The sequence below is a fragment of the Telluria sp. GW821-FHT07G12 genome (assembly GCF_059418525.1).
Genome location: NZ_JBWKQA010000004.1, coordinates 306858 through 331413, shown reverse-complemented (window position 1 = coordinate 331413; position 24556 = coordinate 306858). Strand labels below are relative to the sequence as shown.

The 24556-nt window shown below is 64.8% G+C and carries 25 protein-coding genes; 13 read left to right on the top strand and 12 right to left on the bottom strand.

From position 1 onward, the window contains the following. Positions 1–93: 93 nt before the first annotated feature. The 6 genes from AC07PE_RS17320 to AC07PE_RS17295 all read right to left on the bottom strand — a co-directional run bounded on the left by AC07PE_RS17320 (position 94) and on the right by AC07PE_RS17295 (position 7368). On the bottom strand, positions 94–1464 hold the full coding sequence (locus tag AC07PE_RS17320) for a beta-barrel domain-containing protein (RefSeq protein ID WP_498767132.1): 1371 nt from the start codon (positions 1462–1464) through the stop codon (positions 94–96). Continuing rightward, the gene (locus AC07PE_RS17315; protein WP_498766640.1) at positions 1457–3061 is read right to left on the bottom strand and encodes an FHA domain-containing protein; all 1605 of its coding nucleotides are present in this window, start codon (positions 3059–3061) and stop codon (positions 1457–1459) included. Before AC07PE_RS17315 ends, AC07PE_RS17320 begins: the two co-directional genes overlap by 8 nt. Continuing rightward, on the bottom strand, positions 3058–4455 hold the full coding sequence (locus AC07PE_RS17310; RefSeq protein ID WP_498766638.1) for an efflux transporter outer membrane subunit: 1398 nt from the start codon (positions 4453–4455) through the stop codon (positions 3058–3060). The genes AC07PE_RS17315 and AC07PE_RS17310 overlap by 4 nt, the downstream gene beginning before the upstream one ends. Next, complete coding sequence (locus AC07PE_RS17305) at positions 4452–6407, bottom strand: HD domain-containing phosphohydrolase (RefSeq protein WP_498766636.1); 1956 nt, start codon at positions 6405–6407, stop codon at positions 4452–4454. Before AC07PE_RS17305 ends, AC07PE_RS17310 begins: the two co-directional genes overlap by 4 nt. Positions 6408–6502: 95 nt before the next feature. After that, positions 6503–6934, bottom strand: a complete 432-nt coding sequence (locus AC07PE_RS17300) for a DUF4399 domain-containing protein (RefSeq protein ID WP_498766634.1) — start codon at positions 6932–6934, stop codon at positions 6503–6505. A 14-nt stretch (positions 6935–6948) separates the two neighbouring features. Next, positions 6949–7368, bottom strand: a complete 420-nt coding sequence (locus tag AC07PE_RS17295; protein ID WP_498766632.1) for a DUF4399 domain-containing protein — start codon at positions 7366–7368, stop codon at positions 6949–6951. A 142-nt stretch (positions 7369–7510) separates the two neighbouring features. Between AC07PE_RS17295 and AC07PE_RS17290 the strand changes: the two genes are divergently transcribed. Further along, on the top strand, positions 7511–8740 hold the full coding sequence (locus AC07PE_RS17290) for a formylglycine-generating enzyme family protein (protein WP_498766630.1): 1230 nt from the start codon (positions 7511–7513) through the stop codon (positions 8738–8740). 2 nt (positions 8741–8742) lie between these two features. Here AC07PE_RS17290 and AC07PE_RS17285 read toward each other — a convergent pair whose 3' ends face one another. Then, positions 8743–10866 (bottom strand): serine/threonine protein kinase, encoded by a 2124-nt coding sequence (locus AC07PE_RS17285; RefSeq protein ID WP_498766628.1) that lies wholly within the window; start codon positions 10864–10866, stop codon positions 8743–8745. Between the two features lie 242 nt (positions 10867–11108). On the opposite strand from AC07PE_RS17285, the gene AC07PE_RS17280 reads away from it, so the two are divergent. From AC07PE_RS17280 to AC07PE_RS17240, 9 genes are all read left to right on the top strand, one after another. After that, positions 11109–11393: a hypothetical protein gene (locus AC07PE_RS17280; RefSeq protein WP_498766626.1), complete on the top strand. Its 285-nt coding sequence runs from the start codon at positions 11109–11111 to the stop codon at positions 11391–11393. 27 nt (positions 11394–11420) lie between these two features. Then, positions 11421–11681 carry a hypothetical protein gene (locus tag AC07PE_RS17275; RefSeq protein WP_498766624.1) on the top strand — a complete coding sequence of 87 codons (261 nt, stop codon included), beginning with the start codon at positions 11421–11423 and terminating at the stop codon, positions 11679–11681. 77 nt (positions 11682–11758) lie between these two features. Further along, positions 11759–11953 (top strand): hypothetical protein, encoded by a 195-nt coding sequence (locus AC07PE_RS17270; protein WP_498766622.1) that lies wholly within the window; start codon positions 11759–11761, stop codon positions 11951–11953. 286 nt (positions 11954–12239) lie between these two features. Next, positions 12240–12509, top strand: a complete 270-nt coding sequence (locus tag AC07PE_RS17265; RefSeq protein WP_498766620.1) for a hypothetical protein — start codon at positions 12240–12242, stop codon at positions 12507–12509. Positions 12510–12521: 12 nt separating this feature from the next. Beyond that, on the top strand, positions 12522–12803 hold the full coding sequence (locus AC07PE_RS17260) for a hypothetical protein (RefSeq protein WP_498766618.1): 282 nt from the start codon (positions 12522–12524) through the stop codon (positions 12801–12803). Between the two features lie 28 nt (positions 12804–12831). Next, positions 12832–13101, top strand: a complete 270-nt coding sequence (locus AC07PE_RS17255; RefSeq protein WP_498766616.1) for a hypothetical protein — start codon at positions 12832–12834, stop codon at positions 13099–13101. Between the two features lie 30 nt (positions 13102–13131). Continuing rightward, positions 13132–13401, top strand: a complete 270-nt coding sequence (locus tag AC07PE_RS17250) for a hypothetical protein (protein WP_498766614.1) — start codon at positions 13132–13134, stop codon at positions 13399–13401. Between the two features lie 118 nt (positions 13402–13519). Further along, entirely contained in the window at positions 13520–13807 is a 288-nt protein-coding gene (locus AC07PE_RS17245; protein WP_498766612.1) for a hypothetical protein, read from the top strand. Further along, complete coding sequence (locus AC07PE_RS17240) at positions 13807–14574, top strand: PP2C family protein-serine/threonine phosphatase (protein ID WP_498766610.1); 768 nt, start codon at positions 13807–13809, stop codon at positions 14572–14574. Before AC07PE_RS17245 ends, AC07PE_RS17240 begins: the two co-directional genes overlap by 1 nt. 3 nt (positions 14575–14577) lie before the next feature. Here AC07PE_RS17240 and AC07PE_RS17235 read toward each other — a convergent pair whose 3' ends face one another. From AC07PE_RS17235 to AC07PE_RS17225, 3 genes are read right to left on the bottom strand one after another with little or no spacing between them, the layout of a single operon-like run. Further along, the gene (locus AC07PE_RS17235) at positions 14578–15903 is read right to left on the bottom strand and encodes a sigma-54 interaction domain-containing protein (RefSeq protein ID WP_498766608.1); all 1326 of its coding nucleotides are present in this window, start codon (positions 15901–15903) and stop codon (positions 14578–14580) included. Next, on the bottom strand, positions 15900–18962 hold the full coding sequence (locus AC07PE_RS17230; protein WP_498766606.1) for a peptidase domain-containing ABC transporter: 3063 nt from the start codon (positions 18960–18962) through the stop codon (positions 15900–15902). Before AC07PE_RS17230 ends, AC07PE_RS17235 begins: the two co-directional genes overlap by 4 nt. 21 nt (positions 18963–18983) lie before the next feature. Then, on the bottom strand, positions 18984–19748 hold the full coding sequence (locus AC07PE_RS17225) for a peptidylprolyl isomerase (protein ID WP_498766604.1): 765 nt from the start codon (positions 19746–19748) through the stop codon (positions 18984–18986). A 118-nt stretch (positions 19749–19866) separates the two neighbouring features. On the opposite strand from AC07PE_RS17225, the gene AC07PE_RS17220 reads away from it, so the two are divergent. Next, positions 19867–20493 (top strand): AbiU2 domain-containing protein, encoded by a 627-nt coding sequence (locus tag AC07PE_RS17220; protein WP_498766602.1) that lies wholly within the window; start codon positions 19867–19869, stop codon positions 20491–20493. A 104-nt stretch (positions 20494–20597) separates the two neighbouring features. Here AC07PE_RS17220 and AC07PE_RS17215 read toward each other — a convergent pair whose 3' ends face one another. After that, positions 20598–21041 (bottom strand): hypothetical protein, encoded by a 444-nt coding sequence (locus AC07PE_RS17215; protein ID WP_498766600.1) that lies wholly within the window; start codon positions 21039–21041, stop codon positions 20598–20600. Positions 21042–21181: 140 nt separating this feature from the next. Between AC07PE_RS17215 and AC07PE_RS17210 the strand changes: the two genes are divergently transcribed. Beyond that, positions 21182–21667: an SgcJ/EcaC family oxidoreductase gene (locus tag AC07PE_RS17210; protein WP_498766598.1), complete on the top strand. Its 486-nt coding sequence runs from the start codon at positions 21182–21184 to the stop codon at positions 21665–21667. Positions 21668–21746: 79 nt separating this feature from the next. On the opposite strand, the gene glmS is transcribed toward AC07PE_RS17210, so the two are convergent. After that, entirely contained in the window at positions 21747–23576 is a 1830-nt protein-coding gene (gene glmS, locus AC07PE_RS17205) for a glutamine--fructose-6-phosphate transaminase (isomerizing) (protein WP_498766595.1), read from the bottom strand. Positions 23577–23725: 149 nt separating this feature from the next. On the opposite strand from glmS, the gene AC07PE_RS17200 reads away from it, so the two are divergent. Continuing rightward, positions 23726–24199 carry an Lrp/AsnC family transcriptional regulator gene (locus tag AC07PE_RS17200; RefSeq protein WP_498766593.1) on the top strand — a complete coding sequence of 158 codons (474 nt, stop codon included), beginning with the start codon at positions 23726–23728 and terminating at the stop codon, positions 24197–24199. Positions 24200–24556 lie beyond the last annotated feature (357 nt).

Genomic DNA, 24556 nt, shown 5'->3' with positions numbered 1-24556 from the left:
CGGTGGATGGGTAAAACGAGACGACGAGTCTGGCACAACATTCCGCTCTCGGCCAGAAAAATCTTGCCGTAGTGATACATCCACAACGCGTATTCAGCCGCCGATCTGCCTGAACGGATCCAGTGCCATGTCGATCAGGCGCCGCTTGCGCACCACGATTTCGGCCGCCGCCGTCATGCCGTAGCGCAGCGGATACGCTGTGTCGCCGACCGTGTAGTGGTCGCGGTCGAGCGCGATGCGGCCTTCGTACACCGGCTGCTTGGTCTGGGTGGAAGCCTTGGTGGCCGGCGAGATGGTCTGCAGGGTCCCGCCGATGATGCCGTAGCGCTGGTAGGGGAAGGCGTTGAACTTCAGTTGCACCGGCAAGCCCTCGCGCAGGAAAGCGCGGTCCTGCTCGGCGATCTCGATTTTCAGGATCGGCCGGGTGTTCTTCGGCGCGATGCCGCCCAACGGGGTATTCGCCTGGATCTTGTCGCCCGGCTGGGTCGAGGTCACTTCGGTGATCACGCCGTCCACCGGCGCCAGGATGCGCAAAAAATTGTCCTTGTCGATGTTCTCGAACTGGATGCGCGAGGCGGCGTCGGCCACCAGGCGCGCCGTCTGCACCTGTAATCTCAGCTTTTCCTCGACATTGGTCGCCTCGCGCGTGGCCGCCTCGTACTGCAGGCGCAGGCTGGACAGCTGCTGGCCGCTGGTTTCCAGCTGCGACCTGGCTTGCGTCGTTTCCAGGCTCTGGCGCGCGCTTAATTCGCCGACCCGCGATTCCGCCACCCGCAACGCGTTCTCGGCGGCCTGCAGCGCGTTCTTCTTGCCCTCGACCTGCAGCTGCGAGACGCCGCCGCCGCCCGGCAGCGCGAACAGGCGCTCGTACTTGGCCGCCTCGTCGCGTGCGGCGGCGACGGCGCGGCGCGCGTCCTCGAGGTTGGCGCGTGCTTCCTGGGTCTGCGCGCGCTGGCCTTGCGCCAGCTGGCCGGTGCCCTCGGCCAGGCGGCGCTGGTGCTGCCGCTCCTCGGTCTCCATCGCATCCTTGAGCGCCGCCACGCGCTGGTCCAGCAGCGCTTTCTTCTGCGGGAACTCCTTCCATTCGCGCTCGGCGTCCTCGAGTTTCAGACGCGCCTCGAGCGCATTGCGCGCGGCCTCGATCGCGCCGCGCGCGTACAGGCGCGCCACCACGTCGCCCTTCAGCACGGGCTGGCCCTCGGCGATGTAGATGTTCGCCAGCTCGCCGTCGATCGGCGCATACAGGCGCCGCACCTCGGAGGCCGGCACCAGGGTCCCGGGCGCGGTGACCAGCACGTCGGCGCGGCCGAAGAAGGACCAGGCCAGCCCTGCCAGCACCAGGCCCACCATGATCTGGATCGCCAGGCGCGTGTAGCGCCAGGGTTCGGCGGTCAGGATGCCGATGCCCTCGTCGCTGTGGTCTTCGAGCGCGCCGATCAGCGGGCGCAGTCCTTTCTTATCCATCGTTGCCATTCGTTCCTCCCACCAGCGCCAGCTTGCGCAGGTCGCTCGCCACCTGGGCATAGGTGTCGCGGAACGCCGGCACATGGGCCGCGATGGTCGCGGACGAGCGCTGGTGCGCGTGCTGCTCGTCCTGCCATTGCGCGAGGATCCGCTTGATGCGGGCGCCGTCGGCCGGATTGCGCACCGGTGCATCGGCGCCGCCGCGCGCAGCGACGAACTGTTCCACGTCGCCGATCCACGCGATCTCGGCCACCAGCGGCGCGGCGTCGGCATTGCTCCGGCTCAGTCGACGCATGCGCGCCACCGCCTGCGCGGCGGGCCCGAAGCGGCGCGCCTTCAGCTGCGCCATCCAGGGCGGCAGCTCGGCCCGCAGCAGCGCCTCGGTGCCCAGCGCGCGCAGTTCGGCGTTGTCGGGGTCGCGCGCCAGCAGATTGGAGGCCAGCGTGCTGGCGGCGGCCACCTTGCCGCTGTCGAGCAGCCCCTGCAAGCGGCGCTGCGGGGCGCCGGCCAGGTGGAAGGCCAGCACGGCGGCCAGCGCCAGCGCGCTCAGGATCATGACCCAGCGCCGCAGCCTGGCCTGGTCGGCTTCGCCGGCGGCGCCCAGGGCGTCGAGCAGGCCGGCCGCCATCATCGCCGCCTTGCTGCGCGGCTGCTTGCCCGGCTGCTGCGCCGCGCCGCCTGGGGGCGCCTCCGCCGGGTTGATTTCATCCTCCTGGGCGGCGGCGCGGTCGACGCAGAAGATGTCGAGGAAGGAGCCGGCCGAGGCGACGAAGGTGGTGTGGTCGGCCTCCTCCGCGCCGGCCGAGGCGGCCGCCGCGGACCTGAAACGGGTGACGGTCGGCTCCGGCGCCGGCTCGGCGGGCTGCTCCCACTGCAGGCCGACGCGGTACACGAAATGGTGGCCGCCGAAGGCCAGCACGTCGCCATCCTCGAGCGCGTGCGCATGCTCGTCGAGCCGGACCGCGCCGATGAAGGTGCCGTTGGTGCTGCCCAGGTCCTCGATCCAAGGCACGCCGTTCTTGAGGAAGATGTGGGCGTGGCGGCGCGACAGGTAGCCGACCTGGTGCGGCTCCGTGCTGCGGTAGCGGGCGAAGGTGTCGTCGGCCTTGCTGATCAGGAAGGGGAAGCTGCTGACGACAATGGTCTCCAGCCCCAGCTCGGCGCGCTCCGGGGTCAGGCTGAGGCTGGCCAGCCGCGCGGGCGGCATCGAGCCCTGCGCCGCGGCCTGCAGGCGCACGCGGTAGGCCAGCACGCGGGCGAAATCGACCTCGTCGCCTTCGTGCAGGCGCACGATGGCCTGCCGCACCAGCGTACCGTTGACGGTGGTGCCGTTCTTGCTGTCCAGGTCCGCCAGATACGCATCGCCGCCCTCGATGAAGATGCGCGCATGGCGGCGCGACAGGTCGGCGACGACCTCGGGCGGATAGCCGGCAAAGGGCTGCTCGGTACGGCCGATGGCGAACACGCCGTCGTCGATGGCGAGCGGCCCGAGTTCGGGATGGGTCAGCGCTTCCAGCACGATCGCGACGCGCTGGGCGGCCGGCGTCTGCCTGCTTGCCTGCCCATGCGCGGCCACGGCTTCCTCAGGCGCCATCATTTGCCCGCCACATCGCGCACCTCGGCCGGCGGCCAGCCGCCGCCCAGCGCCTTGTACAGCGTGACGGTGTCGGACAGGATCTGCTGCTGGTTGGCCAACAGCGCCAGCTGCGCGGACAGCAGCGAGCGCTCGGTCTCGAACACTTCCAGCTGCGACACCACGCCTTCCTTACGCTGCGCATCCGTGGTCGTGGCCACCAGCTGCAGCTGGTCGACCTGCTGCTGCAGCTCGGTACGCTGCTTCTTGTGCGCCTCGAGGTTGACCAGCGCGTTCTCGACGTCCTCGAAGGCGGCCATTACGGTACTGCGGTACTGCTGCTCGGCGACTTTGGTCTGCGCCTCGCTGGTTTTGACGCGCGCCTTCACGCCGGGGTCGAGGATGGGGAAGTTGATGCTGGGGAGCAGGCCGAAGGTAAACGACTTGAGCAGGGAGCCCAGCGCAAAGCTCGATGTGCCGCCGCGCCCGGTCAGGCTGATCGAGGGCAGTTGCGCCAGCTTGGCCTGCCCGGTCAGGTTGTAGGCTTCCAGCACCCGGTATTCGGCGGCGACGACGTCGGGCCGGCGCTTGAGCAGCTGCGAGGGCAGGCCGCCCGGCACTTCCGGCACCTTGACCCGCTCCTGCAGGCGCCCGGTCGGCAGCTGGTATTCGCCGGCCGGCACGCCGAGCAGGGTGGCCAGCGCATTGCCGGCCAGCGCGCGCAGGCGCCGCAATTCGATCAGGTCCGTGCTCAGGCGGTTGACCTCGGCCGACTGCTGCAGCACGCGCGTGTGCGGGATCAGGCCGTTCTGCTCCATCGCGCCGTAGGTCGCCAGGATTTGCCGGTTCTTTTCGAGGGTTGTCTGCTGCTGGTCGATCTGCTCGTCGAACTGCAGGATCTGGAAATAGGTGGTCGAGACGTCCGCCACCAGTTTCAGATAACCGGCGCGCCAGTCGGCCTCGGTGGCGGAAAACTCGGCCTTCTGCGCCTGCACGCCTTTCTCGACCTTGCCCCAGATATCGATGTCCCAGTTGGTTTGTGTCGCCAGGTTGAACTGCTTGGTGAACTTCTGTCCGGTGCTCTTCTCGAAGCTCGCGCCCGCTCCCGCGTCCAGGGTCGGCAGCGCCCCGGCACGCGCTTCGCCGATCTGGGCGTTGGCCACGCCGATGCGCGCCGCCAGCACCGCCAGGTCGATGTTGCCGCTAATCGCGCGGCCGACCAGCTGGTCGAGGGTCGGGTCACCGAAACCGCGCCACCAATCGGGGACGATCAGGTCCGTCCTGGAAATCGGCACATTCGCCGAATTCGACCACGCGGCCTTGCCCGGCGTGTCGGGGGTCTGGTAGGGCCGCATGCTCACATCCGCGCAGGCGGACAGCAGCAGGACGGCGATCGCGGCCAGGATGCGCTTCATCATGTTGTCCACGCCCTGGCGTCGACGAAGACCTGGAACAGATTGCCGTCGATATGCCCGGCATCGCACTCTTCGCGCATGATGTCGAGCGCCAGTTCCACCGGCACCGCCTTCTTGTACGGCCGGTCGCCCGCAGTCAGGGCGTCGTAGATGTCGCAGATGGTCAGAATGCGGGTCTGGACGCTGATCTGCGGCCCCTTCAACCCCATCGGATAGCCGGAGCCGTCCAGCTTTTCGTGGTGGCCGTGGGCGATGGCCGGCACGCCGCTGAGGTCGCGCGTCCATGGGATCAAGACCAGGAAGGAATAGGAATCGACCACGTGCTCTTCGATCTGGCGCCGTTCGTCCGCCGTCAGGCAGCCCTTGGCCAGGCTCAGCGCAGCGACTTCGTGCTCCTCGAGCAGCGGCAAGGGCAGGCCGTCCAGATCGCGGCAGGCATAGTGGACGATGTCGCGCAGGTCGGGCAGCGGGCTGCCGCGCGAGACTGCCGGCTCGTTGGCGCTGTGGATGGTGGCCAGGAAGGCGTCGAGCCGCCCGGCCTCGTCGAGCAATTGCACCTCGATACCTTCCTTCTCGCTGCGGAACCTGGCCGCGCTCCAGCCTTCCTCGATATGCCGCTGCGCCAGGCTGCGGTAGGCGTGACGTTCCATGCAGGCGCGCGCATAGCGGAAACGCTGTTCCAGCAGGCGCATGTCGGCGTGGTGCAGCTTTTTCTCCTTGCGCAGCACGTGTTCGCGCACGCCGACCTTGCCGAAGTCGTGCAGCAGCGCGGCGTAGCGGATCTCGCGCAGCTGCTCCTTGCTGAAGCTGATCCGGCGCAGCTGGGGGTCGCCGGCGCGGTCGAGCGCGACGGCCAGCGACTCGGCGTAGGTGGCCACCCGGAACGAGTGGCCGGCGGTGACAGGGTCGCGTTCCTCGATCGCCTGCACCGAGGCGCGCACGAAGCCGTCCAGCAGGCGCTGGATGTCCGTGTACAGCTGGAAGTTTTTCAGGGCGACGGCAGTTTCGGCGCACACCCCGGTCAGCAGTTCGAGGTCCGCTTCCTGGAAGGCGTGCGGGTCCGAGGAACTGTCGACCTGGATCAGCCCCAGCACCTCGTCGCCGACGATCAGCGGCGCGCACATGGCGCTGCGAATCGCCTGCGACACGATCGAATCCTGGGAGGCGAAATGGCGGTCGGACATGGTGTCGGCGGACAGGATCGCGCGCTTCTTGCCCAGCACTTCGTCGACGATGGTGTGCGACAGCCTGGCCTGGCGCGGGTCCTCGCAGACGCCGTTGCGGCGCCGCGCCGCCACCGGCACCGGCGGGTCGCGTTCGCTCTGGCGCAGCAGGATGAAGGCGCGCTCGGCCAGCGGGAACAGGTCGAAGATGAAGTTCATGATCTTCTCGCTGAGCGTCTCGCGGTCGGTGACGACGCCCAGCGCGATGCTGACCTGGGCCATGGCGTGCAGTTTCATCACCGACTGCTCGAGCTCGCCGCGGGTGGCGTCGTGCGCGGCCGATGCGCTCATCGGCGCGGACATGGGCGCCGGCGCGTACAGGGTGGCGTCGACGCTCTTCCTGATCACGGTCGGCATGCTGGCGGCGCTCGGGGCCACCAGCGAGCGGAACACCAGCGGCGTCGACGCCAGCGACAGCTCGTCGCCGTCGCTCAGCTCGCGCCAGGAGCCGGGCAGCAGGCGCTCGCCGTTGACGAAGGTGCCGTTCGAGGAGTGCAGGTCTTCGACCGACCAGGCCACGCCGCGGCGGCGCAGGCGCACGTGGCGGCGGCTGATCGTGTGCAGCGGGATGCAGACGAACTGGTCGGAGGGCAGCGCGTCCTGGCGGTCGCGGCCGATCACGATTTCGTCGTGCAGCGGAAAAAGCTGGGGCTTGGCCGCCCGGTTGCCGAGCAGCTCGAGATAGGCGCTGACCCCGCCGCCCGCCTGGTCAGGTGCTGCTTGTGTAGTCATGCGCCCTCCCGAACGCGCGCATCGGCCGAATTGATAAGACAGCGGCGGCGCGCCACAGTTCGCGGCCGGGCTCGCATGGCGGCTCCCGTGAAGGCTCACTTGACCGTGATAGTGATCTTTTTCGACTGCACCGAGGGCTCGAAGGTGAAGTGCTGGTCGTCGCCCATCACCAGCTGCAGCGTGTGCTTGCCGGGCGGGAGCTCGACCGTGGTTTCGGTCTCGCCGGTCCCGAAGTGCAGGTGATTGCGGTCGTTCGGGATCTCGGCGCCCGGGCCGGGAGTCTCGGCGTCGATCAGCAGGTGGTGGTGCCCGGTTTTCGGGAACTTCACGCCCTTCGGCGCCACGCCCATGTTGCGCAGGCCGAACCAGACCCGGATCGGCTTGCCGGACGAAACTACCTGACCGTTGTTGGGCCAGCCGATGTACAGATAAGCGTCGGGCGGGGCCGGGGTGGCGGCCGTAGCGGCGCCGGCCGGCATGGCGGCGAGGGCGGCAACGATGGCCGCGGCGGCGAGTGGCTTGCGCATGAGGTGCTCCTGGCTCACTTGACCGTGACGGTGATCTTCTTCGAATAGACCGGCGGATCGTGCGGGATGTGATCCTTGTCGGCCAGCAGCAGCTGCAGCGTGTGCTTGCCGGGCGGCAGTTCGACGCGCGCCTCGGTTTCGCCGGCGCCAAAGTGCAGGTGATTGCGGTCGCTCGGGACCGGCTCGTTCATGTTCTCGGGCAGGTCGGTGTCGATCAGCACGTGATGGTGTCCCGTGTTGGCGAGGTCCGTGCCCTTGGGCGCCACCCCCATGTTGCGCAGGCCCATGCGCACCCACAAGGCGCGGTGGATGACCATGCCGTCGCTGGGCCAGATGAAATACACCTGGGCGTTCTCGGGCGCGGGGGTGCGCGCCAGCACCGGCAGCGACGCCAGCAGCGCCGCGCCTAGTATCAAAACAAGTGTTTTTCTCATCGCGCGTCTCCTGCCCGATATGCGTTCCGGCAGCATCCTCCAGGCGCGGCCCGCGCTACCTGTGGCAGCACAAAGGTATGGACGGCACAATCGCGGCGCCTGGTGGTCTAAGCGGTTTGATGCGAACTTTAGAGGTGTTCCAGTGCGGACCAGACTCTCGATCCTGTGCGGCCTGGCCGCAATGACGGCGATGGCAGCGATGACAGCGATGACAGCGATGACCATGGCGGCCGCGGCTGAAGTAGCGCCTGCGCGCCGGCAGGCCGCGGACATCCAGCTTGCCGGCGTGGTGCCCAAGAACAGCGCCGAGCAGTTCGAGCTGGCGTTCTGGAACTCCGTCAAGGACAGCAAGCAGGTCGGCGACTACGAGGCTTACCTGAAAGCCTACCCCAAGGGACGCTTCGCCGCGCTGGCACGGGCGCGCATCCAGCAACTGAAAAGCGCGCCGCAGCAGGCGCCGGCGACGGCGCCGTCACCCGTACCGAAACCGGCCGCACAGCCTGCCAAGCCCGCCGAGACCAAGCCGGCGCGCGAGCAAGCCCAGGCCAAGACGGCAACGACCAACAAGCCCCAGCAGGGCAAGGCGCGTCCGGTGCCGGCCGGCGCCCCCGACGACGACCAGGAAGAGGTCGCGGCGCCGGGCACGGTCGGCGCCGTGGCCACGGTCAAGGATTGCGATACCTGCCCGACCATGGTGGTGCTGACGCCGGGCCCGTTCACGATGGGCAGCAACAGCAGCGACCCCAGCGAGCGGCCGGCGCACAAGGTGGCGCTGCGCACACCCTACGCGATCGGCAAGTACGAAGTCACCGTGGACCAGTGGCGGCAGTGCATCAAGGCGAATGTGTGCCCGACCGTGCCCTTGCCGGACGATGCGCCCGGCAACATCCCGATGCGCGACATCAGCTGGGACGAAGCCCAGCTCTTCGTCAAATGGCTGAGCACGGCGAGCGGCAAGGCCTACCGGCTCCCCACCGAGGCCGAGTGGGAATACGCGGCGCGCGGCGGCACTGCCACCCGCTACTGGTGGGGCGACGAGATGAAGGGCGGGAATTCCAGCTGCAAGGATTGCGGCCAGCCCTGGAAAATGGAAGAGCCGCCGCCGGTCGGCAGCTTTCCCGCCAACCCCTTCGGCCTGCACGACATGAACGGCAGCGTGTGGGAATGGGTGCAGGATTGCTGGCACAGTTCCTACAAGGGCGCCCCCGCCGACGGCAGTGCCTGGGCCGAGCCGAATTGCCAGTCGCGCGTCATCCGCGGCGGCTCCTGGCGCGAAGACGGCAGCTACATGCTCTCGACCACCCGCTTCAAGTATGACGCCAGCGTGCGCCAGTCGCAGAACGGACTGCGGGTGGCGCGCTCGCTCAAGTAGATCTAGCGCTTCGAACGCTTTGTATTTGGGTGCGTGGTAATTTGCAAGAACTCCACGGCGACCGCACCCGCGCCGTACGACTTGGCCACCCGGTCCAGCTGGCCTTCCAGCGCGCGCAAATAGCCAGGCCCGGCTTCCGGGTTCGGACGTATGCCATTGAACAAGGGCACGGGCGTGGCCAGCAGCACCACCATTTCCGTGCCGAAGGGTGCGCCGACACCCCAGTTGTTCAGGCTGCCGACGGTGACGGTATAGTGCGGCGGCGCAAAGGTTTCGCGCTCCAGCAAAGTGGGCAGCATGTGCACGACTTTCGCATCGAGCGTGAAATAATCGACCGCCAGGTAGGACTGATTGGCCGGCGACGTCACGTCGAACAGCAAGGTGGCGCCCTCCTTGAGGTCCGTGCCGCGGCCGCTTTCCTTGTTCACGCGAAGTGCGCTCGCGTCCGCGCCCGCGCCCGGCGTCATGTGGTAGGCCACCCAGTAGCGGCCCAGCACGCGCAGCAGCGGGCACTTGTCCTCATCGACCTCCTGCACCGCCACCTCGACTTCGCTCACGCCCGGCAGCGCCGCCAGCGTATTCTTCACGTGCGCCTTCCCGACACTGCGTCCCAGATAGCCCTGCACGCGCACGGCATGCCCTTTGATTGCCGGTACGAGCGCCGCGCAGGGCAGCTCGGCCAGGGCGGCGCCGATCGCCGGCAGGCCGGGCGCAGGCGCGGGCTTGGGTACGGCCGGCGCGGCCTGAGGCTGCGCCTGGGCTTGCGATGGCGCCTGAGCCTGAGGCGCTGCGCCTGGCGTGTCTGCGGTGGCGGCAGGCGCAGACGGCGCCGGGCCCGCCCGCTCGCCGCCATCCCACAGGAACAGGCGCAGCACCACGAACACCGCCAGCGCCGCCGCCGCCGACAGGCCCACGCCCACCAGGAAGGATGGCCGCTGCCACACATCCTGGGCGCCGATCTCGTGCAGGAACTGGTTCACGCTGGGGGTGCGGTGTTCGCGCTGGAAGGACAGCGCGCAGCGCAGCGCACGCCACTGGCGATGGCCGAGCCTGGGCGGGCGCTGGGGGCGCAGGCCGGCGTCGCGCGCCTGGGTGGCGGAGAGGCGGTTGAACGGGTGCTTGCCGGTCAGCAGCTCATAGGTGATGCAGCCGAGCGCATAGATATCGTCGCGCGGATCGGGCTCGCGGTTTTCCAGCATTTCCGGGCTGGCGTAGGCCGGCGTCAGCGCGCCCAGGCTGCCGGGATCGAAGACGGTGACGTCGGGCGCTTCCTCAGCCTTCTGGAATACCCGCGCAATGCCGAAGTCGATCACCTTGACGCCGCCGGTGTCGGTGAGGATGACGTTGGCCGGCTTGAAGTCGCAGTGCACGAAGCCGCGCTCATGCGCATAGGCGAGCGCCTTGCCCATGCCGCGCACGATCTTCATCGCTTCCTCGAAGGGCAGGGCGCGGAAGTCCGGGGCGCGCAGCAGCTGGCCCAGCGATTTGCCGGCCAGGTATTCCATCGTCACGTAAACCATCGACCCGTCGCGGTCGAAGTCGTACACCTGCACGATGTTCGTATGGGCCAGGGTCTGCGCCTTGCGCGCCTCGCGCTGCAGGGCGATCAGCGACTTCGGGTGTCCCTGGAACTGCACGTTCAGGACCTTGATCGCGATATACGGGTGGCGGTCCGACGCCTCCAGCTTGCGCAGATCGAGCGCTTTATAGACGGTGCCCATGCCGCCGAAGCCGATGCATTCCTCCAGCACGAAGCGGCCGTTGAGGGTGTCGCCGACACCTTTCATGCGCTCGGACGGCGCATCGCTGGCGCCGCCCGCAAAGCTGCCGGGCTGGGTCGGCTGCAGGGGCTTGGTCTGAACAAAGGTTTCCTCTTCGCCCACGCGCTGGCCGATGCGCTGGCCGCTTCTCTGGCGTACTTCGATCGCGCGGGCAATGCGGCGCTCGACCTCACCGTAGACCTCGGCCGGCAGCGGCGAGCGCCGGTGCGCCTCGTTGAGGGTCTTCAGCAGGCTCGAGACGCTTTCCTGCGTGTCCGCGAGGAATCGGTCGACGCGCGCAAACATCTCGGCCTGCCCGAGGGAGCCGCTCTGGAACAGGCGAAGGGTATCGGCAAGGCTTTCCATGTCACTTGCTCAGACACTGGAGCGCGCCGCGAATTCACCGCAGAGCCATTGTGTTGTGACCGGCCAAACAGTGCGCTGACAAGTGTTGGGACAAAGCCGCCGCTTCGAGCGCTCATCGATGGCGAACGCACAAGTAAACCGGCCAAAACGGGGTTTTCGGGGCTTGGCACGCTTCTCGCAAAGAGTAGGGTGAGCACGACGAAACCGGCTCACCAACCAATCCACACTTTAGGAGAACTGACATGAAAACCCTGACCATCAAAGACCTGGCCGTGACCTGCGAACTGGACCGTGGCGCCATGGCGCGCGTACGCGGCGGTTACAAAATGCAGCAGCAGGGGCACTCGCTGGTACCGATGCCGAGCTACAGCCCGAGCTTCGAGTCGTCGATCAAGGTCGACCAGAGCCTGCAGCAGCTGCAGGACGTGGTGAACGCCACCGCCAACGGCTCGGCCTTCATCGATGGCGTGACCGTGCACAACAACACCGACCAGTTCGGCCAGAACAACGTCGCTGTCTACCGCTAATAAAAAAAGAACCAAAGGAGAACCAATATGTCTTCCATTCAGATCCACGACCTCGCGCATGCACAGCGCCTCGACCGCCATGCGATGGCAAGCGTACGCGGCGGCATGCTTGGCGCGCCGAACGTCAACGTCAACATCGCGCTGAATCAGCAGATCGCGCAGTTCCAGGACATCGGCGTGAACGTGCTGAACAACAACGGCGTGATCGGCGCCGGTTTCGTCGGACCCAGCATCGAGCTGAGTCCGCTGCAGTGGGCGAAGAACGAGGCGCACCTGCCGAAGTTCTGAACCACACTGTCCCATCCGCGCCAGCCCGGCCATCTTCACGATGCCCGGGCTGGCACCCCTTTTTCAAGGAGATAAACATGGCCACCATCGTTATCAAGGATCTGTCCGACAACCTCGAGCTGGACCGCAAGGTGATGCAGGCGATCAGCGGCGGCTCGCGGCTGCGCTCGCAGGTGCGGGCGGCCGGCACCGTGCCGGCATCCTCGCCGCGCATCGTCGATTTCAAGACCCGCGCCGTGCCCAGGGGCACACCCGGCAAGCAAACAAAATAAACGGTTTATCTAATTTGACGGCTGTTACCGATGCCGCCCAGTCCGCAAGGCTGGGCGGCTTTTTTTCGTTGTCGTCCCGGTGGGTGTTGGGGCGCTCCGCACAGCGCTTATCCGCTGTTGGGCCGCGCCCACCAGATTCCCCGCTCAACAGGCCCAAAACGAAGACAGCCCGTCAACAAAAGGCCTGTTTCAAGCCGGTTCGGGCCCTGGCACGCATTCTGCTCATATCCAAGTGAGCGCAAATCAAAGTGCTCTTAACCAAATGACCTACTCAAGGAGAACTGACATGAAAACCCTGATCATCAAAGACCTGGCACTGAGCAACGAACTGGCCCGCAGCGACATGGCTGCCGTGCGAGGTGGACATGGCAAGAGCAGCATGCCCTGGCTGCCGGTCTACAGCCCGTCCTACAACTCGTCGATCAAGACGGACCAGAACCTGCTGCAAATGCAGGACGTGCAGAACCTGACCGCGAACGGCTCGGCCTTCGTGTCCGGCGTCCACGTCACCAACAACACCGATCAATTCGGCCAGAACAACATCGCCGTGCTGTAAAGGAGAACCGACATGAACACCCTGACGATCAAAGACCTGGCCGTTTCGTCCGACCTGAGCCGCAAAGAAATGACCGCCGTGCGCGGTGGCCACAAAGCCGGCTACACGATGGGCTCGCCCTCGTACTCGCTGTTCCCCATGCCTTCGACCACGAAGTCGATCGATGCGTCGCAAGACCTGCGCCAGGCGCAGCAGGTGGTCAACGAAACCGCCGACGGCTCGGCCTTCATCTCCGGCGTGCACGTCACCAACAACACCTCGCAGTTCGGCCAGAACAACCTGCTGATCGGTTGACGCGGTACGAACAACCAAGGAGAAGATCATGTCATCGATCGTGATTCAAGACCTGCACCGCAGGTGCGAACTGGACCAGCGTTCCATGTTCGCGATCCGCGGCGGCAGCAAGGGCCTGGCCAGCTTCGGCCCGAACGTCAACGTGAACCTGAACCTCGACCAGCGCATCGGCCAGGTGCAGGACATCAAGGTCAACGTCCTGAACAACAACGGCGTGATCGGTCCCGGCTTCGTCGGCCCCGATGTGACCCTGAACCCGCTGCAATGGGCCACCAACAACGCTGCAATCCCGCTGTAACTCAATTTATTTTCTTTAAGGAGCATCATCATGAAAAACCTGACCATCAAAGACCTGACCCGTAGCCAGGAACTGGCCCACGCCGACATGGCTGCCGTGCACGGCGGCCACGGCAAGAGCAGCGCCCCCTGGTTCCCCCAGTACGAGCCGAAAGTGAACTCGTCGCTGGAAGCGAGCCAGGACCTGACCCAGCTGCAAAAGGTCGTCAACGCGACCGCCAACGGATCGGCCTTCATCGACTGCGTGGACGTGACCAACAACACCCACCAATTCGGCCAGAACAACATCCTGGTTGGCTGACCCTGACCGGTGGAGGCCGCAAGTAACAAACACTTGCGCAGCCTCCACCAAAATATTGAACCAAAGGCGATTTCGACTTGTCTTCCCACTGTCCCGAGACGCATCCAGGAGACGCATCATGGCCACCATCCGCATCAATGACCTACGCTGCGACCGCACCCTCGACACCAGGGCCATGGCGCACATCCGCGGCGGCGACGGGGCGGCCTGGTGCTTCGGCTGGATCCAGCCCTACCTGCCCGCACAGTCGCGTGGCGTGACGCCGGTCATCAACTTCTACCAGATCAACAACTACGCCGACCAGATGATCAACCAGTTCCAGTCGGTCAGCGTGAGCAACTCGGCGCCGAATTCGGTCCTCACCGTCGGCGTGGATGAACGGAGCACCAACAACGGAACCGTCTAATGGGCGAAGAACCGCAGTTACGCTGGACCTCGGCGGCGCGCACCGATACCGGACTGGTGCGCAGCAATAACGAGGACATGGTGCTGAACCGGCCCGAGCGGCGCATATGGGCCGTGGCCGACGGCATGGGCGGACACGCCTATGGCGAAGTGGCCAGCAGGATGACCGTCGAGGCGCTGGACGCGCTGCCCGCGGGCGAACCGCTGCAGCAGGCGGCCGCGCAGGCGCGCGTGTGCCTGCTGGGCGTGAACAACGCGCTGGTGGCGGAGGCGGTCGCGCGCAACGTTCCCGTGATCGGCACCACGCTGGTACTGTTGCTGGCCTCCGGCCGCAACTCCACCTGCATCTGGGCCGGCGACAGCCGCATCTACCTGTGCCGCGGCGGCAGCCTGCATCAGCTCACGCGCGACCACAACCAGCTCGAGGAATTGCAGGTCAGGAACCATCTGTCGCGCGAAGAAGCGCAGGCCTGGCCCGGCGCCAACATGATCACGCGCGCGCTCGGCGCGGCCACCGGGCTGGAGCTGGACGAAATCCAGGTGCAGGTCTGCGACGGCGACATCTTCCTGCTCTGCAGCGACGGCTTGAGCAATATGGTCAGCCCGGACGCGATGTTCGACGCCCTGACCGGCGGAGATTGCGCGCAGGCGGCCGATGCCCTCATCGCGCTGGCCCTGGCCGGGGGCGGGCGCGACAACGTGTCGGTGGTGGTGGTGCGGGCGGACGATGTGGAGCCGGATCAGACGGTGATGAATCCGTCGTTGTAGTGCTCAATGCGCGCCGGGATCCCGCTGCTGTCGAAAATCCTTCGAATGCAACCCATGCTTCTTCAGCAGGATCTGCAGGTGCGAGCGGTTCATGTCCCAGCGCCGCGCCAGTTCGGCCACGGTGCCGCCGACGTCCTTCAAACCGCGCTCCAGGCAGGCGCGCTCGGCTTCGTCGCTGGCGGCGCGCTTGGCTTCGGCGAGCGAGGCCGGGGCCTGCGCAACAGCTGAGGCATCCAGGCCGGCCGTGTCCTTGACCGGCGCCTGCGCAGCACGCGGACGGATATCTTCCGGCAGCTGCGCCAGGTCGGCAACATCGCCGGCCAGGCAGGCCAGGCGGTACATCAGGTTGCGCAATTCCCGGATATTGCCGGGGTAGGAATACTCGAGCAGGAAATCGCGCAGGCGCGGGGTCAAGGCGACCGGGCGCCGTTTCAGTGCCTCGGCGGCCTCGTCGCCATACCAGGCAAGCAGCAGCGGGATTTCATCCTTCCGCTCGCGCAGCGGCGGCAGGCTGACGTGGATCACGCTGAGGCGGTAGAACAGGTCTTCGCGAAACTGCCCGAGCTCGATCAGCTTGCGCAGGTTCTTGTTGGTGGCGGCGACGATGCGGGCGTCCACCGAAATCGTCTCGTCCGAGCCGACGCGCTGGATCTCGTGCGACTGCAGCACGCGCAGCAGCTTGACTTGTCCCTGCAGCGGCAATTCGCCGATCTCGTCCAGGAAGATCGTGCCCTTGTGGGCGCTCTCGAATTTGCCCTTGCGGTCGGTGGCCGCGCCCGTGAAGGCGCCGCGCTTGTGGCCGAACAGTTCCGATTCGATCAGGCTCTCGGGAATCGCGCCGCAGTTGACGGAGACATAGGCCTTGTCGGCGCGCACACCGTTGGCGTGGACCACCTTGGCCATGAGTTCCTTGCCGGTCCCGCTTTCGCCGTCGATCAGCACCGGCAGATCGGTCGGCGCCGCCTTTTCCGCGATCTCGAGGGCGTCGAGCAGGCGCGGGTTGTCGCCGAAGGTGCCCTCGAACACGAAGCTGCGCGCGAGCAGCGCCTGTTTCCGGTCGCCCGGCGTCTGCTCGGGCGCGGGCGTGGCCTGGCTGCCAGGCTGGCTGCCGACCTCCGTGCCGACCGCCTGCACGAAGCGCTCCTTGTGCGAAAGCTGCATCACCTCGTCGCGCACGGCATTCGCCTGGCGCAGCAGCTTTTCGATCTCGGGCCGGTCCAGGCTGTTCGCCCAGCGCAGGGTCGAGCGCAGGATTTCGAGCCGCTCCAGCAGGCCGGCATACGACATCATGGTGCCGCGCGGCGGCAGGTTTTGATTGAACAGCTTCATGCCGCCGCCAATTGTTTTTGGACTAGCTCGTAATACATGCCACGCTTCGCCAACAATTCCTCATGCCGTCCCTGCTCGGCGATATGCCCCTCATACAGCACCACGATCTTGTCGGCCCGCATGATGGTGCTGAGCCGGTGCGCGATGATCACGGCCGTGCGGCCGGCCAGGATGTCGTGCATGTTGGCGATGATGTTGCTCTCGGACTGGGTGTCGAGGGCGGAGGTTGCTTCGTCGAACACCAGCAGGCGCGGGTCGTGGTAGAGCGCGCGGGCAATACACAGTCTCTGCACCTGGCCGCCGGACAGGCCGACGCCGCGCTCGCCCACCACCTGCTCGTAACCCAGCGGCATCTTGCTGATGAAGGCATGCGCATCCGCCATCTTGGCGACCTGCTCGATGCGGCGGCGGTCCGGGCTCTCGTCGCCGCTGGCGATGTTCTCGGCGATGGTGCCGGAAAACAGCAGATTGCTCTGCATGACGTAGCCGACCTGGGCGCGGTAGTAATTCTTGTCGATGGCGGCCATGTCGTAGCCGTCGACCAGGATCTTGCCGTCGGTCGGCATGTAGAAGCCCACCAGCAGCTTGGCCAGCGTGGTTTTACCGGAACCGCTGCGGCCCACGATGGCGATCAGCTCGCCGCGCCGCATGTCGATGCTGATATTGTCCAGCACGTAGGCGGTATCGTCGCCGCCATAGCGGAAGTACACGTTCTCGAGTTTCAGGTCGCCCTGCAGGTCGGGCAGCACCACCCGGCTGGCGGCTTCGCTGGGTTTCTGTTCCGGCTCGATGTCGAGCACGTCGCCGAGCCTCTCCATCGCCACGCCGGCGTCAGCCAGGCGGCTCCACAGCGCCACCAGGCCCATCAGCGGCGCGAGGACGCTGCCCATCAGGGCGTTGAAGGCGATCAGCTGGCCGATCGTCAGTTCGTGCTCCAGCACCAGGCTGGCGCCGGCCCACAGGATGGCGATCGTGGTGCCGGCGTTGAGAAGCTGGCTGGCCAGGCCCACCAGGATATTGAATTGCTGCGCGCGGTACTGGGTGTCGAGCGCCTTGACGTATTTCTTTTCCCATTTCAGGCGCACCGGGCGCTCGCTGCCCATGCCCTTGATGGTCTCGACGCCGCCCAGTGCCTCCATCAGGAAGGCGTGCGCGTCGGTCGAGGCATTGAAGACCTCGCGCGCGTACTGCTTGATGTGCGGAGTCGTGAAAATCGTCAGCGCCATGATCGGGATGACGAAGGCGATCAGGATCAGGGTCAGCTTGACGTTGTAGACGAACAGGATGGTGAAATAGATGAACACCATCAGCAGGTTCAGCATCGTGGTGACGGTCGACTCCGTCAAAAAGGCACGGATGGTCTGGTTTTCCTGGAAGCGCGCGATGATGTCTCCGGTTTTCCGCTTGGCGAAGAAGGAAAAGGGCAGCGACATCGTGTGCTTGAAGAAGCCCGCCATCATGGAAAAGTCGAGGTTGCGCACCATGTAGTTGGCCAGGTAGGCGCGCACGGTCGCCATCAGCTGCGAGAACACGTTCGATATGACCAGCCCGCCGATCAGCAGGTGCAGCAGGCTCACGTTCTGGTGCACGACCACGCCGTCGAGGATGTTCTGGATGATCAGCGGTGGCACGATACCCAGCATCTGGATCACGAAGGTGGCCAGGAACAGGTGCATCAGGATGGTACGGTAGGGCCGCAGATAGGCGACGAAGCGCAGCCAGGGCGAGCGCTCGACGGCGGCCTGCGCCATGTCCTGGCTGGGCGTGAAGACCAGGCAGGTGCCGCTCCAGCCGCGCTCGAATTCCTCGACCGAGAGTTTGCGGAAGCCCACCGCCGGATCGGCGATCCACACCTGGCGCTTGGAGACGCCGTACACGATCACGTAGTGGTAGCCCTCCCAGTGCACGATGAAGGGCAGCTCGAAACCCTGGAGAGCGTCGAAAGTGCATTGCACGCCGCGGGCGGAAAAGCCGAGGGTCTCGCCGGCGCGCGCCAGGCTGTCCAGGGTCGCGCCCTGGGTGGTGACGTTCGCCAGTTCGCGCAGTTTTCCCAAAGTGACCTGCAGGCCGTAGTGGCGGCACAGCATGGCCAGGCAGGCGGCGCCGCAATCCATCTCCTCGGCCTGCTCGACCAGGGCGAAGCGGCGGATCACCTTTTCGCCCAGCTCCGGTTTCGATTCGAGGTCCAGGCGCAGCGGGCGCTTGCGGCGCTCGGCCAGCTTCTTCTGGCGCTCCAGTTCGCGCTCGATGAAACGGATGCGGTCTTCCAGCACCTCGCGCAGGCCGGCGTTGCGTTCGAGGATGGCGTGCGCGGTCTTTTCAGGAATCACCAGCAGGGTGGCGGGCGTGACGGCCACCGCCGAGGCCATCTGCTCCTGGCGCATCAAACACGCCTTTTCGCCGAAGGTCTCGCCGGCCTGCAAGGTGGCCAGCGTGAACTCGTCGCTGCCGTCGTGGTAGACCAGTTTCACCTGTCCCTGGCGCAGCACGTACAGGCGGCGGTCCTCGCGCCCGTCCTGGGTCAGGATTTCCTTGCCGGCGGCGACGCGCTTGACGCCGACGCTGCGCACGAATTCTTCCAGCTCGTCCTTGCCGACCTTGCCGCGCAGGTCGAACAGGCGCGCCACCAGGCCGCCGGCGGAACTGATCGCGACATAGCTGGTGACGAAGTCGCGCGCCACCGGGTTGCGCACCAGTACCGGCTCGATGGCCGTGCGCGGGATGAACCACAGCTCGGTTTTCAGGGACGCGCGCGCCGACAGTTCGTGGTGGACTTCGCGCAGCATGGCGATGTCGCCGATGACTTCGCCGGCCTTGCGCACGCCGATGCTGACCTCCTTGCCGTTCTCGTCGGAGAACACGCGCACCGAGCCGGATTTCACCACGAATACGCCCTCGGCCGGCTCGCCGGCCTTGCAGACCGTGTCGCCGAAGGCGTAATGGCGCACCTGGATCGCTTCCGCCAGCTGTTCCAGGTCGTCCTCGGTGAAGGGAGACAGGAGGTCGACCGATGACAGGAATCTGGCGGGCGACTGCGCCTGGGACTGTGCTTCTTCCATATCGGTCTACCGGGCCGGCGCCTAGCGCACCGGACACGCTTCGATGATGTGCTCCTGGGCGCGCGCCATCAGCCATTCCTCACGCAGCAGGCGGCGCACCTCGGCGGCGGTGTCGGCGTCGAGCGCGGCCGGGTGCCTGGCGTTGACGCAGAAGATCTCGTAGAAGGCGCCGTCGGGCGAGGGGAAGGGCCCGAGCAATTCTCCTTCGCGGGCATTGAACACGCGTGCCTCGATGTCGCCCTTGAGCGAGCCGCGCAGCACCTTGCCAATCACGCCGCCCTGCTGGCGGGTGCCATCGTCGATCGAGTGTTCACGCGCCATCTCGGCAAAGGCCTCCGGCTCTTCCTGCAGCACCGACATCATCTCGCGGGCCGCGCCCTCGGTGTCGAGCACGATGTGGCTGACCTCGACGCTGTCGAAGCGCGGCGAGTTGAGCGTGAAGTACTGGGACACGGCGGCCTCGTTGCAGACCTGTTCCAGCATCTTTTCCTGATACAGGCTGTCCGTGATCCAGGCCTCGAATTCGTCCAGCGAGACGCCCAGCGCATCGAGATAGTGGTTGGTATCGGCGGCGCGGTGCAGGCCGAGCGCGCGGCGGAATTCGTCGGCGCGTTCCTGGATCTGCTCAGGTGCGAGCTGCAAGCCGGCCTGTTTCGCAGCGCGCGCGGTGAGACGGTCGCGCACCATCTGCTCGACCAGTCCTTCGAACTGCCCGCTCAGTTTCAAGGTACGGATGAAGTCGTCGGTAGTGATGACCTCGTCGTCGATGCGCACGATACCGGACATGCTTGCGCTCCTGCCTCCGGGTGAGGTCCGGGGCAGGAGTTAGAGCATGCGGGCTGGGTGAAGGTTCGCGAAGCATGCATTGAACTTCTTCACCCATGCATTCATTTACAATGCCCGCATGACACCCGACATTCAATCCAATTATGAGCAGCAGCTGCAAGGTTATCTGGAAATCGTTTCAGAAGACCTTGTGCCGAAAGTCGCGCTGTATGTCGCTATTTCCAAGCGATACGAGCAAGACCAGCAAACCTTCGTGGAAAAGGTCCCCCTGTTCTGGTATTTCATGCAGTCCCTGGAACTCGATATTTTCTTGACCTTGGCGAAGCTGTTGGACAATAAGAGATCGGACCGGAATATCCTAAAATTCGTGAATTATTGCGAGACCCACAGGGAGAAAATCCATTGGAAAAGCGGTGTCATACCAATGGAAATCATCAGGAAGCACAAAGCTGCCATGGAGGAGCATGCGGCCGTCATCACCAGAATTACGACGCGGCGCGATAAATTTTTTGCTCACATGGACATGGAATATTTTCTCAACCGAGAGAAGCTGGATGCCGAATTTCCGATCGATATGCATGCGGTGATCGAGCTGGTCAGATGCTTCCAACGAATCCTTAGCAATCACACCCACGGATTAAGTAACCAGGGACGCATCTCGACCGATGGCTTTTTCTATATTGCCGCGGACAATTTGCTGAACCAGCTGATGTATGCCGCGCCGGAGGCAGTGCAGCGGGATTGATTTTGCGATGATCGTGGTGAGACAAGCCTCATGCTCATGCCTATGCCCGCCATTACCGCCTGCGTGCTGGTCGGCGATTCGGTGGAGGTGATAACAGCCCTGCTTCAGCGCTGCACGCACTCTTCAAGGCCGTGGTTGCCGCCCTTGAACTGCGGTTCATAGTAGAACTTCTTGAAGGTCCACTTCCCGTTCCGGTTCTTGCTGAAGGTGGCGATCCCGGTGCCGAAGTCCTTGGTCGCCGGATCGGTGTTGGCGAAGTAAATCGCCATCTCATTGCCCTTGGCCGCGCCGTGGCCGGGATAGGCGCCGTAGCCTTCCACCTCGAGCTTGAAGTCATAGGCGGCGTACTGCCCGCTGCTCTGGGCCTTGACCAGCGCGAGCGTGACTTTACCCGTGTACTTGCCTTCGTGCGCATCGTCGCCGGTGCAGGCATACATGCCGCTGTAATCGGGGCCGCTGAAGCCGGCACCGCTGGATGGCTGCGCGGGGCTGGCGGCAAAACAGGCGGGGGCGGCGATCAGGCATGCCAGGACGAGGATTGGTTTCATGTTTTTATTCCCTTTGTTTGGACTGCGCCATTCATACCACACAAATTCAAGCGTGCCATCATACGCTGCGCACGCCTCTATGCTGGTCGACCTGGTGATGAGTGATCCCTGACTTGTACAAGGATAAAAGGAGATCCGCCATGAAGCTGCTCGCCCTTGTCGCTGCCCTCGCGCTGGCCGGTTGCGCCTCGACACCTGAGAATCCCGGCAAGACCTACACCCACGTACCGCGCACCGAAAAATGCAAGCCGACGTCCGAAAAGAAGATCGCGGCCCTGTTCGAGCGCTGGAACGATTCCCTGCAGACGGGCGATCCGCACAAGGTCGCGGCCAACTACGCGGAAGACTCGATCCTGCTGCCGACCCTGTCGGACCAGCCCAGACTAACGCCGGCGGAAAAAGAAGAATATTTCGAGCACTTCCTGCTGAATGAACCGTCCGGGGTGATCGACCTGCGCCGGATCTACCTGGGATGCAATGTCGCCGTCGATGCCGGGTTGTACACGTTTACTTTTGGCAGAACCGGGCAGGTGGTGCCTGCGCGGTATACCTTTACTTATCGGTGGGATGGGGAGGAGTGGCTGATTACGAGCCATCATTCTTCGGCTTTGCCGGAGCAGGAGTAAAAGCCTGCGCCGAGGCGAAAAAAACAGGCCGCGAACTGTTCGGTTCGCGGCCTGTTTTTTCTGTGGATAACTTAGACGCTTATTCCACCGTCACCGACTTAGCCAGATTACGCGGCTTGTCCACATCCGTACCACGCGCCAGCGCCGTGTGATAAGCCAGCAGCTGCAGCGCCGCCACGTGCAGGATCGGCGACAGCAAACCATAGTGCTCCGGCAAACGAATCACGTGCAGGCCTTCGCTCGAAGTGATCTGGGTATCGACGTCGGCGAAGCAGTACAGCTGGCCGCCGCGGGCGCGGACTTCCTGCATGTTCGACTTCAGCTTTTCCAGCAGAGCGTCGTTCGGGGCGATGGTCACCACCGGCATCTCTTCGGTCACCAGCGCCAGCGGGCCGTGCTTCAGCTCGCCTGCCGGGTAGGCTTCGGCGTGGATGTACGAGATTTCCTTCAGCTTCAGCGCGCCTTCGAGGGCAATCGGGTAGTGGATACCGCGGCCCAGGAACAGGGCGTTTTCCTTGCGTGCGAATTCTTCGGCCCAGGCGATGATCTGCGGCTCCAGTGCCAGCACCGAGCTCAGCGCGACCGGCAGGTGACGCATCTGTTTCAGGTAGGTCGCTTCTTCCTCGTCGCTCAAGCGGCCGTTGACTTGCGCCAGGGTCAGCGTGAGCAGGAACAGGGCGGCCAGCTGGGTCGTGAATGCCTTGGTCGAGGCCACGCCGACTTCGACGCCGGCACGGGTGATGTAGGCCAGCTTGCACTCGCGCACCATGGCGCTGGTCGAGACGTTGCAGATGGTGAGCGTGTTGGTCATGCCCAGGCTGCGCGCGTGCTTCAGCGCGGCCAGCGTGTCCGCGGTTTCGCCGGACTGCGAGATCGTCACCACCAGAGTCGACGGGTGCGGCACGCTGTCCCGATAACGGTATTCGCTGGCGATCTCGACGTTCACCGGGATCTTGGCCACCGATTCGATCCAGTACTTGGCGGTCAGGCCGGCGTAGTAGCTGGTGCCGCAGGCCAGGATCAGCACGCGGTCGATTTCCTTGAACACGCGGAAGGCTTGGTCGCCGAACAGTTCCGGCATGATGCCGGTGACGCCTTCGAGGGTGTCGCCGACCACGCGCGGCTGCTCGAAGATTTCCTTCTGCATGTAGTGACGGTAGGGGCCGAGCTCGGCGGCGCCGGTGTGGGCGTGCACGGTTTTCACTTCGCGCTCGGCCGGGCGGCCGTCGACGTCGACGATCCAGTAGCGGGCCAGCTGCAGGTCGACTACGTCGCCTTCTTCCAAGTAGATGATCTGGTCGGTGGTGCCGGCCAGCGCCATGGCGTCCGAGGCGACGAAGTTCTCGCCTTTGCCCAGGCCGACGATCAGCGGCGAGCCCTGGCGCGCAGCCACCACGCGGTGCGGCTCTTCGCGGCAGAATACGGCGATGGCGTAGGCGCCGTGCAGGCGTTTGACGGCCTGCTGCACGGTCTCGAACAGGTCGCCGTTGTACATGTGGTCGACCAGGTGGGCGATGACTTCGGTGTCGGTCTGGCTGGTGAAGTTATAGCCGAGCTCGGTCAGTTCGCGGCGCAGTTCGTCGTGGTTTTCGATGATGCCGTTGTGGACCAGGGCGATGCGGGCGTTCTCTTCGGTCGGCGAGAAGTGCGGGTGGGCGTTCCGGGTAGCCGGGGCGCCGTGCGTGGCCCAGCGGGTGTGGGCGATGCCGGTGAAGCCTTCCAGATGCGTTTCCTTGATCTGGGATTCGAGCTCGGCCACGCGCGAGGTGCTGCGCGAACGCTGCAGGCGACCATCGACGTGCAGGGCAACGCCGCAGGAATCGTAGCCACGGTATTCAAGGCGCTTCAAACCTTCGATCAGGATAGGGGTGATATTGCGCTGGGCTACTGCTCCGACGATACCGCACATGATGAACTCCAATGAAAATTAACAGATGTCACTAATGTAGAGTAGGCGTCATGAAATAAGCTTTCTAAATTCGGCTTATTTTGATAGATTATTTCATGACATCGTAAGTATGAAATATTCTTTCAAATATCACGAAAAACTTTATAAAAATGTCGACAGAGCCAGAAATCCTGGACGATCTTGATCGTCGCATCTTGAATACCTTGCAAGTTGACGCCTCTCACACCAATGCCGAGTTGGCGGAATTGGTACATGTGTCGCAGCCAACTTGCCTGCGGCGTGTCAAACAGCTGACCGAGAGCGGTGTTATCGAAAGGCAAGTAGCCATCGTTTCGCCGGACAAGGTGGGCGCGCGCCTGACCGCCATCGTCGAGATCACGCTGGACGTGCAGGCGGCCGATCGCATGGCCGAGTTCGAAAGCGCAGTCGCCGACGAGGCAGCCGTACTCCAGTGCTACCGCGTCGCGCCCGGACCGGACTTCGTGCTGGTGGTGCAAGTGGCGGACATGCCGTCCTACCACGCGCTGGCGCACCGCCTGTTCACCACACATAAGAATGTGCGCAACGTGAAAGCCTATTTTTCTACCTTCCGCAGCAAGTTCGAGACCCGGATCGTGGTCTAGCGAGCACCGTCACGCACAGCCTATCCACAGGGGGCTGTGAATAATGTGGATAAGCTGTTTACCTGTAAACTTTGCCTTCGCATAAGTAATGCACAATTCATCCACAACCTGATGTGGACAAATTGTGACACTGCTGAATTCCTGAGCAACGGGCCAAGGGAGTACGCATGAGAGCCCGTTTGCACCGATCGGCAGCCATTTCAAGCACTGTGGATAAGTCATGCATCCCGCATGCCGTCCAGCTGACGCCATCTGCACCGCTTTCCAGCAAAACCCACGCAGAACAAGCCGCAATAAAGACAACAGGCCCGCCGGAATACCGTGCGGGCCTGTGGATGACTTTGTGGATGACTGCCT